This is a genomic window from Pseudomonas agarici, assembly GCF_001543125.1.
Classification (GTDB): Bacteria; Pseudomonadota; Gammaproteobacteria; order Pseudomonadales; family Pseudomonadaceae; genus Aquipseudomonas; species Aquipseudomonas agarici.
On the sequence record NZ_CP014135.1, the window covers coordinates 3,795,723 to 3,809,832 of the forward strand.

A 14,110-nucleotide genomic window follows, 5' to 3' on the forward strand; every position below is an offset into this window, starting at 1 on the left:
GCCTCTGAAGATGTAGCAAGTGGGACCAGCGAGATGAAGCCGGCTACGGTTTCATCCCCCGCCTGTTCTGCCGCTACGGGAGGCCCTCCTTGGGCGCGCGCTTTTTTCGTTTCCGATAATTTCAACAAGCGAGGAGGACCGCCATGGGCGTGACCAACCGGTTGGCCTGTTACTCCGACCCCGCCGACCACTATTCCCATCGAGTGCGCATCGTGCTGGCTGAGAAGGGTGTCAGCGTCGAGATCATCAGTGTCGAGGCGGGGCGTCAGCCGCCGAAGTTGATCGAAGTGAACCCTTACGGCAGCCTGCCAACCCTGGTCGATCGTGACCTGGCGTTATGGGAGTCGACGGTGGTGATGGAATATCTGGATGAGCGCTACCCGCATCCGCCATTGCTGCCGGTTTATCCTGTGGCGCGGGCCAATAGCCGGCTGCTGATACACCGCATCCAGCGCGACTGGTGTGGGCTGGTGGACCTGATCTTGGATTCGCGGACCAAGGAGCCGGCACGCGTACAGGCTCGTAAGGAGCTGCGCGAAAGCCTCGTTGGGGTTTCTCCGCTGTTCGCCGACAAGCCATTTTTCCTCAGCGAGGAGCAAAGTCTGGTGGATTGCTGTCTATTGCCGATACTCTGGCGCCTACCGATTTTGGGTATTGAAATGCCGCGGCCGGCCAAGCCGCTGCTTGATTATATGGAGCGCCAGTTTGCGCGTGAGGCTTTCCAGGCAAGTCTGTCTGGTGTCGAACGCGATATGCGCTAAGGAGCAGTTTAATGAACTCCAGTCGTCCTTATTTGGTTCGTGCTCTATACGAATGGATAGTGGATAACGATTGCACCCCGCACATGCTGGTCAATTCCGAGTACCCCTCGGTCCAGGTGCCGCAGGGTTTCGCCAGCGCGGGGCAGATCGTGTTGAATGTTTCACCCAGCGCCGTGCGCCACTTGCACATGGACAACGAAGCGGTCAGTTTCGAAGGGCGTTTCGGTGGCGTACCGCATACATTGTACGTGCCCATTGGTGCCATTCTGGGGATCTACGCCCGGGAGAATGGTGAGGGCATGGTGTTCGACGTGGAGCCCTCCCTCGAGGAGGTCGAAGAGGTCGAGCCCGATGATGACGGCCCACCCTCGGGGTCGGAACCGCCGCGCCCAAGCGGTCGACCGAGCCTGAAGGTGGTGAAGTAATAAAACGATAGCGAAGGAATAAAAAAGGCGCCTGCGATGAGGCGCCTTTTTTACGTCCGAGTATCGGATCAGTCGATGTACTCGAAGAGTTTGACGATTTTCTGTACGCCGCCAACACCTTGCACCAGGTTGGTGGCGCGTGTCGCTTCCTGTTGGGTGAGCAGGCCCAGCAAATAAACGATGCCGTTTTCGGTCACCACCTTGATGCGCGAGCCGGGGATGCTGCTGTCGGTCAACATCTGTGCCTTGATCTTGCTGGTCAGCCACGCGTCGTTGCTGCGGGCAGCGAACGAAGAGGGCTGGAGGACCTGCAGTTCATTGTTCACCTTCTTCACACGTTGAACTGCGGCGGCAGCCTGCTCGGCCTTGGCCTTGAGTTCTTGGCTAGGCGTCTGGCCGGCCAGCAGGACAATGCCGTTGAAGCTGGTCACAACGATATGGGAAGACACCTCCAGGGCTGGGTCGGCCTTGGCTACGTTGACTTCGACCTTGGTCTGGATCAGCGAATCGTCGATCTTGCTGCCGAAGGTGCGGGTTCCCCGATTATCATTGATCGGCTCGTCGCGGGTTGCGGTCAATACCGAACTGCAACCGCTGAGGCCAAGACACAGGGTCAAGGCTAGCAAGGTAAGGCGATTAACGGTCATTCTTCACTCCCGAACAGTTGGCTGTCGATCAGATCACACAGGCAGTGGATCGCCAGCAGGTGGACTTCCTGGATACGTGCGGTGACGTTGGCGGGGACGCGGATTTCCACGTCCTCGGGCAGCAGCAGCGACGCCATGCCGCCGCCGTCGCGTCCCGTCAAGGCTACGACAACCATTTCGCGATCATGTGCGGCCTGGATTGCCTGAATAATGTTGGCCGAATTGCCGCTGGTGGAAATCGCCAGTAGTACATCGCCGGGTTGGCCGAGCGCGCGGATCTGCTTGGAGAAGATTTCGTTGTAGCTGTAGTCGTTGGCGATCGAGGTGATGGTCGAGCTGTCGGTGGTCAGGGCGATAGCCGGCAGGCTCGGCCGTTCACGCTCGAAGCGGTTGAGCAGCTCCGAGGAAAAGTGCTGGGCATCACCCGCTGAGCCACCATTGCCACAAGAAAGCATTTTGCCTTCGTTGAGCAGGGCATTGACCATGATCTGGCTGGCTTGCTCGATGTGCGGTGCAAGAACGTCCATCGCCTGTTGCTTGGTATCGATACTGGCCTGGAAAAGCTGGCGAATTCGGGATTGCATGTCCATCAAATTGTGACCTTAAGTGGGGCGGCTGCCAGGCAGCATGAAAGCGACTGCGCTGGGCAATGCTACGTTAAAAACAGACTCGAGCTGCTCATTTACAATCAATAAATTCCGCGCTTTCGTCCGTTTTTGCCTTACCTATGCTCGCTACGCTTTCAAGATACCTGGGTTGAGCGCTGTCCGGGTTTTTCCGCAGGCTGCCCGGCACAAGAGTGTGCAGTGCGCAAAGCAAAGAGCAAAATCGTTGAATGAAAAGTAGCCGGCTCGACAACTAACGATCAGTTGTCGAAGGCATTGCGAAGCCAGTTCAACTGGGGTGCTGCTTCCAGGTTGCCCTCTATGGCGATCACGTCGAAGCGGCAGGGGCGGCTGGCCCAGCGTGACTCGCGTTGCAGGAAATACTGTGCCGCGAATATTAACTTTTTGCGCTTGCGGGTATCGATGCTGCCTGCGGCGCCACCCCATTGAGCATTTTTTCTATAACGAACTTCGACAAATACTACTGTATCGCCGTCGAGCATGACCAGATCAAGCTCGCCCCGTTTACATAACCAGTTCTGCGCCAACAGGCGCAATCCGTGTCGTTCAAGGTGCCGGAGCGCGAGGCTCTCGGCATCCTTGCCGCGTTTAAGGTGCGAGCCCTGTGGCATCAGCGCAGAGTATCCGGCAGGCGCTGGACCTGGCCGCCGACGAATTGAGCCCATGGCAACTGGCGCTCGACCCGTTGCCCCTGATCCATGCCCAGGCTGCCGGAGAGACCGTCGATACGGCTGTCCGGCAGTGCCTTGAGTTGACCCAGGCGTGGTGCCAGGCGATAGGCGTCGACGCCCATGGCGTACAGGCGCCCCAAGCTGCCGGCGGCTTGTGGCCATTGGGCGGTGACTTGTTTGCGCAACGGATCGTTGGCATCCAGCAGCCATGGGGTTTCGCAGAAGCGAATGCCGTTCATGTCATTGTACTGGTTGATATCGCCGGTGGCGCTAAACAGGTGGGAAGTAGCGTACACAGGTACATCGCCCGCGTACTGGAAGTTCAGGGTCGGCTTGATCTGCTGGGCCTGCTGCGGTGTCGCGGCGAGGAAAATGAACTCAATGTCCTGGCGGCGCGAAGGTTGCGCGGCCACCTGGCCACCTACCGTGTTTTGCAGGCTCTTGGCGCGGCCTTCGCTCTGGCGCAACTGGAACAGGTCGGCAATCTGTTGGGCCAGGGCCACCGGTTGATCGACGTGCTCGACGCCAACCACGGTGCCGCCGTTGGCTTCCCAATCTTGGCGGAAGGCTTTGAGCACCCGATCGCCCCATTCGCCTTTGGGCACCATGGCGGCGGCGCGATGCAGGCCGTCGGCACGGGCGCGACGCGATACTTCACGGGCTTCGTCTTCAGCCGCTAGGCCGAACTGGAACAGTTGTGGCGGGTTCTGTGTGCTTTCGCTGTAGTTCAGCGCCAGGGTGGTGATTGGCAGTTGCGGGCGAGCGCTGAGTTGCTTGACCAGTGGTTTTTCCAACGGGCCGATCACCAGTTGCACGCCGCTTGCCTGGGCCTTGCGATAGAAATCATCCAGGGAACTCAGGCGCGAGCTGTCGTAGAACTCGATGACCGGCGGCTTCTGCCCGGCCTGCTGGGCCTGGTAGTGGGCGGCCATGAAACCTTCTCGCAGAGCCTTGCCAACGGAAGCCAGCGGCCCGTCATTGGGCAGCAGCAGGGCGATCTTGCTCAGAGGCTGGCTGGCCAGTTCCTTGAGCTTGACCAGCGGCTGTGGCAATTGCAGGGCGGCCGGGTGTTTTGGGTTCTGTGCGCGCCAGGTATCGATGGCTTCCTGCTGCTGTTGCAGAGTGCCGGAGGTCTTGACTGCCCGAGCCAGACTGAGCCAGCCGCTGAGGTCATCGGCACCGCTCGACTGCAGTTGATCGGTTGGCAGCGCGGCAATCAGTGCCCAGATCGCTTCGTGGTTGGCATGGGCGATGTCGCCGCCAAGCAACGGCGCGATGAAGATGCGCTCGCGAGCAGCGGCCAGGGTTTGGCCATCGGCCTCGAAAGCACGGGCGCGGACGGTCTGGGTGCGGATCTGCTGCTCCACCGGCAGTTCACCAAGGCGTTCCAGGCTCGGGTGGCTCAAGGCGGCCAGGGCGGCCTTGGGCTGGTTACGGGTCATCGCCAGTTCGGCCGCCAGGGTGCTGGCGAACACCTGTTGGGCGGGCTTGAGTGAGTCCAGTGGCACCTGGGCGAGGATCTGTGAAGCACGACCGGTATCTTTCTGACGGTAAGCCAGGTCGGCGGCGGTCAATCGCAGCAAGGCGGCCTTGTCCGGTGCTTTGCTGGCTGCGGCTTGCTCGAGCAGTTGCTCGATGCTGGCATCCGGGGTGCGTGGAAGTTCGCCAAGGCTGGAAGAGGGCGAGCTGGCGCATGCCGCCAACAAGGCAGCAAGGCAGAGGGCAGAGAACAGCCGCAGGCAAGCGATCATGTAAGTGTTCCTGATACTCGATCAAATTAGCGTGGAATTGTACCCAAGCACTGGCCGGGGCGCGATGTTGCTGGCATGAAACCGTTAAATTAGCTCGTACAAAGCGTGTCTGTGAGAGCCGGGTCTGCTGTATGTGAAGCGTATCGGCCATGCCGCTACGCGCTACAATGGGTGTTTGGTTCTTCTTGAGGTGCGCGCTTTGACTGCTCCAGGTACTTTGAATTCCGCGATGGGCTCTCTTTATGTGGTGGCGACACCCATCGGTAACCTGGATGACATCAGTGCGCGTGCGATGAAAGTGCTGCGCGATGTGTCGCTGATCGCAGCGGAAGATACCCGGCACTCGCTGCGGCTTTTACAGCACTTCGGTATTTCCACGCCACTAGCCGCCTGTCATGAGCACAATGAACGTGATGAGGGTAGCCGCTTTATTGCCAAGTTGTTGGCGGGCGAGGATGTGGCACTGATCTCCGATGCCGGCACGCCGCTGATTTCCGACCCAGGCTACCACCTGGTGCGCCAGGCTCGTGCTGCGGGAATCAAGGTGGTGCCGGTACCCGGTGCGTGTGCGCTGATTACGGCGCTGTCGGCGGCGGGGTTGCCCTCCGACCGGTTTATCTTCGAAGGTTTCCTGCCGGCCAAGGCGATCGGTCGTCGCTCGCGCCTGGAGCTATTGAAGGAGGAGCCACGGACCCTGATTTTCTACGAGGCGCCGCATCGGATCCTCGAATGCCTGGCGGACATGGAGCTGGTGTTCGGCTCTGAGCGCCCGGCGTTGTTGGGGCGTGAACTGACCAAAACCTTCGAGACGCTCAAAGGCTTGCCATTGGGCGAGTTACACCGCTTTGTCGAGGCTGACAGCAATCAACAGCGTGGCGAGTGCGTGGTGTTGGTCGCCGGTTGGAGCGCGCCGGACAGTGACGATGCGGTTGGTGTCGAGGCGATGCGGATCCTCGACCTGTTGCTCAAGGAGATGCCACTCAAGCGTGCTGCGGCCTTGGCAGCGCAAATCACCGGTGTGCGCAAGAATGTGTTGTATCAGGTCGCGCTTGAGAAGCAGAAAAATCACTGACTGATGTTGATGTGGGGCTGATCCCTTGCTGGGGTGGGATTTTTCCTAGATAAAGTGCTCGGAGGTCGTATGGCCAGGTTTGTCGGAACAGTGGCGGCTTTAAAGCTTGTCCTGGATGCCATGTACCGGTAACCTGCGCGGCGGAGAGTCGATTGGACAGTCGCTGCCCTCTATGAAAATTAGGGGGGGGAGGAAAGTCCGGGCTCCATAGGGCGGAGTGCCAGGTAATGCCTGGGAGGCGCGAGCCTACGGAAAGTGCCACAGAAAATAACCGCCTAAGCACTTCGGTGCCGGTAAGGGTGAAAAGGTGCGGTAAGAGCGCACCGCACGTCTGGCAACAGTTCGTGGCTAGGTAAACCCCACTCGGAGCAAGACCAAATAGGGTTCCTAGGCGTGGCCCGCGCTGGAACCGGGTAGGTTGCTAAAGATGTCCAGTGATGGCCATCGTAGAGGAATGACTGTCCTCGACAGAACCCGGCTTACAGATCGACTCTCCACCTCTTTCCTTCCCTGCTCGCAATCGCTGGCAGAAGTGCATTTGTAATACCGAAAAAATCTTACTCTTAACAAATCACTTTAACTTTCGGGCTCAACTTTCTGAGCTGCATGAGATTTGTCTGGCGAAACCCTCTCCGAATTGTCCTCAAGTCTCCTTTTATGCTCCTAAATCTCCGATCTGTAAGGCTTTTCCTTAAGACCGCGCCTTGACGGTGTGGTGGGCGCATTCCTATAGTGTGCGTAAGTGGCGGAAAGTGGCATGAAGTGGGTTTTTTGAGCGTAAAACGCTAATATTTGGAGAAACGCATCTGTGTTTCGCGGAGCTAACGCTATCAGTCTCGATGCAAAGGGCCGTCTCGCCATGCCGAGCCGGTACCGTGACGAGCTCGATTCGCGTAGTTCCGGGCAATTGATCGTCACCATTGATGCGGTGGATCCCTGTTTGTGTGTGTACCCGCTCGACGAGTGGGAACTGATTGAAACCAAGTTGCGGGCGTTGCCGTCACTGCGGGAAGAGAACCGTCGCCTGCAACGTTTGCTGATCGGTAATGCCGTTGATCTCGAACTTGACGGTAGCGGTCGGTTCCTGGTGCCGCCGCGTCTGCGCGAGTACGCGAAGCTGGACAAGCGCGCGATGTTGGTGGGCCAATTGAACAAGTTTCAACTGTGGGACGAGGACGCCTGGAATGCTGTATCCGCAGCTGACCTGGCGGCCATTCAACAACCGGGCGCTATGCCTGATGAACTGCGTGATCTGATCTTGTGACTATTGATAGCAGCTATAACCACATCACCGTACTGCTTGACGAAGCCGTCGAGGCTCTCGCTGTGCGTCCTGATGGTTGCTATCTGGATGGCACCTTCGGTCGAGGCGGGCACAGCCGACGGATTCTCGGCAAGCTCGGATCCGCTGGCCGACTGCTCGGTTTTGACAAAGATCCACAGGCGATTGCCACCGGGCAAGCGCTAGCGGCCGAAGACGGCCGCTTTGTCGTTGTGCAACGCAGTTTTGCCGAGCTGGGTTCGGAGATTGTCGAGCGCAATATGGCGGGCAAGATCAACGGCATCCTGCTCGACCTCGGTGTGTCCTCGCCACAACTGGATGACCCGCAGCGCGGCTTCAGTTTCATGAACGACGGTCCGCTGGACATGCGCATGGATCCGTCGCGCGGGGTCAGTGCCGCCGAGTTCATCGCCACGGCCCCGGTGGATGAAATTGCCCGTGTCTTCAAGGAGTATGGCGAGGAGCGCTTCTCCGGTCGCATGGCCAGGGCTGTGGTGGAACGTCGTGAAATCAAACCTTTCGAGCGCACCGCCGATTTGGCCGAAGTGCTCAAAGTCGCCAACCCAGCCTGGGAAAAGGGCAAGAACCCGGCTACCCGAGCTTTTCAGGGCCTGCGCATCCATGTCAACAATGAGCTGGGCGATCTCGAAACCGGCCTCGATGCCGCGCTAGACGCTCTGGAGGTCGGTGGTCGCTTGGTGGTGATCAGCTTCCATTCGCTGGAAGACCGCATCGTCAAACTGTTCATGCGGCGCCTGGTCAAAGGCGAAGACGATCATCTGCCGCGTAATCTGCCGGTACGCCATCAGGCGTTCGAGCCGCGGATCAAGGTGCACGGTAAAGCACAATTCGCCTCCGAAGCCGAGCTCAAGATCAACCCGCGTGCGCGCAGCGCCGTTATGCGGGTTGCGGAGAAATTGCGGTGAGCAGGCTCTATGCCAAACCCCTTCCGGGCGGAAGCTTTTTCATGTTCCTTCTATTTGTTGGCGTGCTGGTGTCCGCTATCGGCGTGGCCTATAGCGCGTACTGGAATCGTCAATTGCTCAATTCGTTGTATGGCGAGTTGAGTGTGCGTGACAAGGCCCAGGCCGAATGGGGACGCCTGATCCTTGAACAGAGCACCTGGACAGCCCACAGCCGCATCGAAACTCTGGCCACCGAACAATTGAAGATGCTCATCCCCAGCCCGTCTGATGTCAGGATGGTGGCGCCATGATGAAGCTCGAGGGCGCACTCTATCCGTGGCGCTTTCGCGTGGTGCTCGGCGCGTTGGCGATCATGGTTGGCTATATCGTTTGGAAGATCGTCGATCTGCAGGTGGTCGATCGAGCGTTCCTGATCGGCCAGGGCGATGCGCGCAGCATGCGGCATATACCGATTCCGGCACATCGTGGGTTGATCACCGACCGTAATGGCGAGCCTCTGGCGGTGAGTACGCCGGTCACCACGCTGTGGGCCAATCCCAAGGAAATGCAATTGGCCAAGGACCGCTGGCCGGCGTTGGCCATGGCACTCGGACAAGACCCCAAGCTGCTCAGCGAACGCCTTGAGCAACAGGCCACCAAGGAATTCATCTACCTGGTTCGGGGCCTGACCCCGGAGCAAGGTCAGGCCGTGCTCGATCTCAAAGTGCCGGGTGTCTATGGCCTGGAGGAGTTCCGGCGCTTTTATCCCGCCGGTGAAGTGGCGGCCCATATGGTCGGTTTTACCGACATTGACGATCATGGTCGCGAAGGGGTGGAGCTGGCCTACGACGAGTGGTTGGCCGGGGTGCCCGGCAAGCGCCAGGTCATCAAGGACCGGCGCGGTCGGCTGATCAAGGATGTCCAAGTCACCAAGAACGCCAAGGCCGGCAAGCCCTTGGCGTTGTCCATTGACCTGCGCCTGCAATACTTGGCCAATCGCGAGCTGCGCAACGCACTGGTGGAAAACGGCGCCAAGGCCGGCAGTCTGGTGATCATGGACGTGAAGACCGGCGAGATCCTCGCCATGGTCAACCAGCCGACCTATAACCCCAACAATCGTCGCAACCTGCAGCCGGCGATGATGCGCAACCGTGCAATGATTGACGTATTCGAGCCGGGCTCGACGATGAAGCCGATTTCCATGAGTGCCGCCCTGGAAACCGGGCGCTGGAAACCCACCGATACGGTCGAGGTTTATCCGGGCACCCTGCAGTTGGGCAAATACACCATCCGTGATGTGTCCAAGACCGAAGGCCCGGTACTCGACCTGACGGGCATCCTGATCAACTCCAGTAACGTGGGAATGAGCAAGGTCGCCTTCGATATCGGTGGCGAGGCGATTTTCCGCGTGATGCAGAAAGTTGGCCTGGGCCAGGACACCGGCCTGGGCTTCCCCGGCGAGCGTGTGGGCAACCTGCCGAACTATCGTGAGTGGCGCAAGGCCGAGACGGCGACCCTGTCCTATGGCTACGGTCTGTCGGTAACCGCCATCCAGCTGGTGCATGCGTTCTCGGCCCTGGCCAACAACGGCAAGATTGTGCCGCTGACACTGATCAAGACCGACAAGATCTCCGAGGGCACCCAGGTTATCCCGGAAAATGTCGCCAAGACCATGCAAGGCATGCTGCAGAAGGTGATCGAGGCACCGCGTGGCGTCTGGCGTGCAAAAGTCCCGGCCTATCATGTCGCGGGCAAATCCGGTACTGCCCGTAAGACGTCGGTCGGCACCAAGGGTTATGCCGAGAACTCCTACCGTTCGCTGTTCGCCGGTTTCGGCCCGATGAGCGATCCGCGCTACGCCATCGTGGTGGTGATCGACGAGCCGAGCAAGGCCGGTTACTTCGGCGGCCTGGTATCGGCTCCGGTCTTCAGCAAAGTGATGTCCGGCACTCTGCGGCTGATGAACGTCAGCCCGGATGACCTGTCGAGCATTCCGCAGCAGCAGGCCGTTGTCGCGCCGGTACCGCTCAAAGGAGGGCGTGGTTAATGTCCTTGAGTCTGAACAAGATCTTTCCTCACGCCGGACACGATCTATTGATTCGCGAGCTGGCGCTGGACAGTCGCAAAGTGCGTGCCGGTGATCTGTTCCTGGCGGTGCCGGGCGGCAAGGTCGATGGCCGCAACCATATCGCCGATGCCTTGCAGCGTGGCGCAGCGGCAGTTGCCTATGAAGTGGAAGGCGCCACCGTACTGCCAATCACCGATATTTTGTTGATTCCGGTCAAAGGCTTGGCGGCACAGTTGTCGGATATCGCCGGGCGGTTCTACGGTGAGCCTAGCCGCCAGTTGAAACTGCTGGGCGTCACCGGAACCAACGGCAAGACCAGTGTGACCCAACTGATTGCCCAAGCCATGGACCTGCTCGGCCAGCACTGTGGGATCGTCGGTACCTTGGGCACCGGCTTCTATGGTGCGCTGCAGAGCGGCCTGCATACCACACCGGACCCGGTTGCCATACAGGCGACCCTGGCTGATCTGAAGAAAGCCGGCGCCAAGGCAGTCGCCATGGAAGTATCCTCCCACGGCCTGCATCAGGGGCGCGTCAGCGCGGTGGCGTTCGATGTGGCGGTGCTGACCAACCTGTCCCGCGATCATCTCGATTACCACGGCACCATGCAAGCCTACGGTGCCGAGAAGGCCAAGCTGTTCGGTTGGACCGACCTGGGCTGCCGGGTGATCAACCTCGATGATGATTTCGGTCGTCAGTTGGCGGCGCAAAAACACGAGTCCCGGCTGATCACCTATAGCCTCGAGGACAGTAGCGCCTATCTATATTGCCGCGACGCGCGGTTCGGCGACGACGGCGTGCGCGCCACGCTGGTGACCCCGCAAGGCGAACACCATCTGCGCAGTACGCTGATTGGCCGTTTCAATCTGAGCAACCTACTGGCTACGGTGGGTGCATTGCTGGGGTTGGATTATGCGCTGGATGAGATTCTGCGGGTGCTGCCCCAGCTCGAAGGCCCGGCCGGTCGCATGCAGCGCCTGGGGGGCGGTGCCCGTCCCCTGGTGGTGGTTGATTATGCCCACACCCCGGATGCCCTGGAAAAAGTCCTGCTGGGCTTGCGACCGCATGCCAAGGGGCAGTTGCATTGCCTGTTCGGTTGTGGGGGCGACCGTGATCGCGGCAAGCGTGCGCTGATGGCTCAAGTAGTCGAACGCCTGGCCGACAGTGTGCTGGTGACCGACGACAACCCTCGGACCGAAGATCCCCTGGGAATCTTCGAGGATATCCGTGCCGGCTTTGCCGCCCCCGAAGCCGTTCGCTTCGTGGCCGGTCGTGGACTGGCCATCGCCGAAGTGATCGCTGCGGCCAAGGTCGACGATGTGATCGTCCTGGCCGGCAAGGGCCATGAGGATTATCAGGAAATCAATGGCGAGCGCTATGCCTTCTCCGATCTGGTCGAGGCATTGAAGGCGCTGCAAGCCTGGGAGGCCGCGCATGCTTGAAGCGATGAAGTTGAGTAGCGTCGCCCATGATCTGTCGGCTCGTCTGGTTTCGGTCGACGCGAGTTTCTCCGGAGTGAGCATTGACAGCCGGGCGATCCAGCCGGGTCAGTTGTTTGTCGCCCTGAGCGGCCCGCGTTTCGACGGGCACGATTACCTGAGCGACGTGGCGGCCAAGGGCGCTGTTGCGGCACTGGTCGAGCGAGAAGTGCCCGGTGTCGAACTGCCGCAGTTGCTGGTGGGTGATACCCGCCTGGCGCTTGGTCAGTTGGCTGCCTTGAACCGTGCCGGGTTCACCCAGCCGGTGGCGGCGATTACCGGCTCCAGTGGCAAGACCACGGTCAAGGAGATGCTCGCGAGCATTCTGCGGACCCGTGGGCGGGTACTGGCGACCCAGGGCAACCTGAACAACGATCTGGGCGTGCCATTGACCCTGCTCGAACTGGCGCCGCAACACAGTGCCGCAGTTATCGAGCTGGGTGCTTCGCGCATTGGCGAAATTGCTTATACCGTCGCCATGACCAAACCGCATGTGGCGGTGCTGAATAACGCCGGGACCGCCCATGTCGGCGAGTTCGGCGGTCCCGACAAGATCGTCGAGGCCAAGGGCGAGATCATCGATGGGCTGCAAGCCGATGGTATTGCCGTGCTCAATCTGGACGACAAGGCTTTTACCATCTGGAAAGCCCGTGCCGGTACGCGCAAGGTGTTGAGTTTTGCCCTGGGCAACAGCGCCGCCGATTTCCATGGTGGCGCTATTTCCGTCGATGCGCGTGGCTGTGCGCGATTCGAACTGCACGGTCCCGATGGTACGGCGCTTGTCCAACTCAACCTGTTGGGCCGCCACAACGTTGCCAACGCCTTGGCGGCGGCGGCGGCGGCCCATGCGCTGGGAGTTTCGCTGCCAGGTATCGTCGCCGGACTGGAAACTGTCCAGCCAGTCAAGGGGCGGGCGGTCGCGCAACTGGCCAGCAATGGCCTGCGGGTCATCGATGACACTTATAACGCGAACCCCAGCTCCATGTGCGCGGCCATTGATATACTCGCTGGCTTTTGCGGCCGCACCGTCCTGGTACTCGGAGATATCGGCGAGTTGGGCGAGTGGGCGCAGCAGGGGCATCGTGAAGTAGGCGCTTATGCCGCCGGTAAGGTTTCAGCGCTGTATGCGGTGGGACCCATGATGGTTCACGCCGTCAGCGCATTTGGCCAACACGCTCGTCATTTCGCCACCCAGGCCGATCTGATCGAGGCGCTTGGCGCCGAGCAAGACACTAATACCACCATTTTGATCAAGGGTTCGCGCAGCGCTGCGATGGAAAACATCGTCGCGGCTTTGTGCCAGCCCGCGCCTCATGTGCATAAGGGAGAGACGCATTAATGCTGCTGCTGCTAGCGGAGTATCTGCAACAGTTCTACAAAGGCTTCGCGGTCTTTCAGTACTTGACCCTGCGCGGGATTCTCGGGGTGCTGACGGCGTTGTCTCTGTCGCTGTTTCTCGGCCCGTGGATGATTCGTACCCTCCAGAGTCTGCAGATCGGTCAGTCGGTGCGCAATGACGGCCCGCAATCGCACCTGTCCAAGTCGGGCACGCCAACCATGGGCGGCGCACTGATCCTATCGTCCATCGGCATCAGTACCTTGCTATGGGCGGACCTGTATAACCGCTACGTCTGGGTGGTGCTGCTGGTTACCCTGCTGTTCGGAACCATCGGCTGGGTCGATGACTATCGCAAGGTGATCGAAAAGAACTCCCGTGGGCTGCCCAGTCGCTGGAAGTATTTCTGGCAGTCGGTGTTTGGCCTGGCTGCGGCGATTTTCCTGTTTATGACCGCACAGACCCCGGTGGAAACCACTTTGATCGTGCCCATGCTCAAGGACGTGAGCATCCCACTGGGTGTGGGCTTCGTGATCCTGACCTATTTCGTGATCGTCGGTTCGAGTAACGCGGTCAATCTCACCGATGGCCTCGATGGCCTGGCGATTATGCCGACGGTGATGGTCGGTGGCGCGCTGGGTATCTTCTGTTATCTATCGGGTAACGTGAAGTTCGCCGAATACCTACTGATTCCCTATGTGCCGGGCGCGGGCGAGCTGATCGTGTTCTGTGGCGCGCTGATCGGTGCCGGCCTGGGCTTCCTGTGGTTCAACACCTATCCGGCCCAGGTCTTTATGGGCGACGTCGGCGCGTTGGCGCTGGGCGCCGCCCTGGGCACCATCGCGGTGATCGTTCGTCAGGAAATCGTCCTGTTCATCATGGGCGGCGTGTTCGTGATGGAAACCCTGTCGGTGGTGATTCAGGTTGCCTCGTTCAAGCTGACCGGTCGCCGGGTATTTCGCATGGCACCGATTCACCACCACTTTGAACTCAAGGGTTGGCCCGAGCCGCGTGTGATTGTCCGTTTCTGGATCATCACCGTGATTCTCGTGTTGATCGGTCTTGCCACCCTGAAGCTGAGGTAGAAC

General features: G+C 59.8%; 14 protein-coding genes and 1 other RNA gene. 11 read left to right on the plus strand and 4 right to left on the minus strand.

Going from position 1 to position 14,110, the window contains the following annotated elements; translation table 11 throughout:
- Positions 1-143 precede the first annotated feature (143 nt).
- A complete protein-coding gene (locus AWM79_RS16680) occupies positions 144-761 on the plus strand; it encodes a glutathione S-transferase N-terminal domain-containing protein (RefSeq protein WP_060783312.1) in 618 nt (205 codons plus the stop codon).
- 11 nt (positions 762-772) lie between these two features.
- Positions 773-1,186, plus strand: coding sequence for a ClpXP protease specificity-enhancing factor (locus AWM79_RS16685; protein ID WP_060783313.1), 414 nt, complete (start codon positions 773-775; stop codon positions 1,184-1,186).
- A 68-nt stretch (positions 1,187-1,254) separates the two neighbouring features.
- On the opposite strand, the gene AWM79_RS16690 is transcribed toward AWM79_RS16685, so the two are convergent.
- From AWM79_RS16690 to AWM79_RS16705, 4 genes are all read right to left on the minus strand, one after another.
- Entirely contained in the window at positions 1,255-1,833 is a 579-nt protein-coding gene (locus AWM79_RS16690) for a BON domain-containing protein (protein WP_060783314.1), read from the minus strand.
- On the minus strand, positions 1,830-2,423 hold the full coding sequence (locus AWM79_RS16695; protein WP_017132661.1) for a phosphoheptose isomerase: 594 nt from the start codon (positions 2,421-2,423) through the stop codon (positions 1,830-1,832). The genes AWM79_RS16690 and AWM79_RS16695 overlap by 4 nt, the downstream gene beginning before the upstream one ends.
- 275 nt (positions 2,424-2,698) lie before the next feature.
- Positions 2,699-3,070, minus strand: a complete 372-nt coding sequence (locus AWM79_RS16700) for a YraN family protein (protein ID WP_060783315.1) — start codon at positions 3,068-3,070, stop codon at positions 2,699-2,701.
- Positions 3,070-4,881, minus strand: a complete 1,812-nt coding sequence (locus AWM79_RS16705; RefSeq protein WP_060783316.1) for a penicillin-binding protein activator — start codon at positions 4,879-4,881, stop codon at positions 3,070-3,072. The genes AWM79_RS16700 and AWM79_RS16705 overlap by 1 nt, the downstream gene beginning before the upstream one ends.
- 229 nt (positions 4,882-5,110) lie before the next feature.
- Between AWM79_RS16705 and rsmI the strand changes: the two genes are divergently transcribed.
- The 9 genes from rsmI (at position 5,111) to mraY (ending at position 14,107) form a co-directional block, all read left to right on the plus strand.
- Positions 5,111-5,953, plus strand: coding sequence for a 16S rRNA (cytidine(1402)-2'-O)-methyltransferase (gene rsmI / locus AWM79_RS16710; protein ID WP_167375434.1), 843 nt, complete (start codon positions 5,111-5,113; stop codon positions 5,951-5,953).
- 144 nt (positions 5,954-6,097) lie between these two features.
- Positions 6,098-6,451, plus strand: an RNA gene (gene rnpB, locus AWM79_RS16715) — RNase P RNA component class A.
- Between the two features lie 310 nt (positions 6,452-6,761).
- A complete protein-coding gene (gene mraZ / locus AWM79_RS16720; RefSeq protein WP_026013246.1) occupies positions 6,762-7,217 on the plus strand; it encodes a division/cell wall cluster transcriptional repressor MraZ in 456 nt (151 codons plus the stop codon).
- Positions 7,214-8,161, plus strand: coding sequence for a 16S rRNA (cytosine(1402)-N(4))-methyltransferase RsmH (rsmH, locus tag AWM79_RS16725; RefSeq protein ID WP_060783318.1), 948 nt, complete (start codon positions 7,214-7,216; stop codon positions 8,159-8,161). The genes mraZ and rsmH overlap by 4 nt, the downstream gene beginning before the upstream one ends.
- Positions 8,158-8,451, plus strand: a complete 294-nt coding sequence (gene ftsL, locus AWM79_RS16730; RefSeq protein ID WP_026013247.1) for a cell division protein FtsL — start codon at positions 8,158-8,160, stop codon at positions 8,449-8,451. Before rsmH ends, ftsL begins: the two co-directional genes overlap by 4 nt.
- Positions 8,451-10,187, plus strand: coding sequence for a peptidoglycan D,D-transpeptidase FtsI family protein (locus AWM79_RS16735; RefSeq protein WP_167375464.1), 1,737 nt, complete (start codon positions 8,451-8,453; stop codon positions 10,185-10,187). Before ftsL ends, AWM79_RS16735 begins: the two co-directional genes overlap by 1 nt.
- Positions 10,187-11,650 carry a UDP-N-acetylmuramoyl-L-alanyl-D-glutamate--2,6-diaminopimelate ligase gene (locus tag AWM79_RS16740; RefSeq protein WP_017132669.1) on the plus strand — a complete coding sequence of 488 codons (1,464 nt, stop codon included), beginning with the start codon at positions 10,187-10,189 and terminating at the stop codon, positions 11,648-11,650. The genes AWM79_RS16735 and AWM79_RS16740 overlap by 1 nt, the downstream gene beginning before the upstream one ends.
- Positions 11,643-13,025 carry a UDP-N-acetylmuramoyl-tripeptide--D-alanyl-D-alanine ligase gene (locus tag AWM79_RS16745; RefSeq protein WP_060783319.1) on the plus strand — a complete coding sequence of 461 codons (1,383 nt, stop codon included), beginning with the start codon at positions 11,643-11,645 and terminating at the stop codon, positions 13,023-13,025. Before AWM79_RS16740 ends, AWM79_RS16745 begins: the two co-directional genes overlap by 8 nt.
- Positions 13,025-14,107: a phospho-N-acetylmuramoyl-pentapeptide-transferase gene (gene mraY / locus AWM79_RS16750; protein WP_017132671.1), complete on the plus strand. Its 1,083-nt coding sequence runs from the start codon at positions 13,025-13,027 to the stop codon at positions 14,105-14,107. The genes AWM79_RS16745 and mraY overlap by 1 nt, the downstream gene beginning before the upstream one ends.
- The last annotated feature ends 3 nt before the right edge of the window (positions 14,108-14,110 follow it).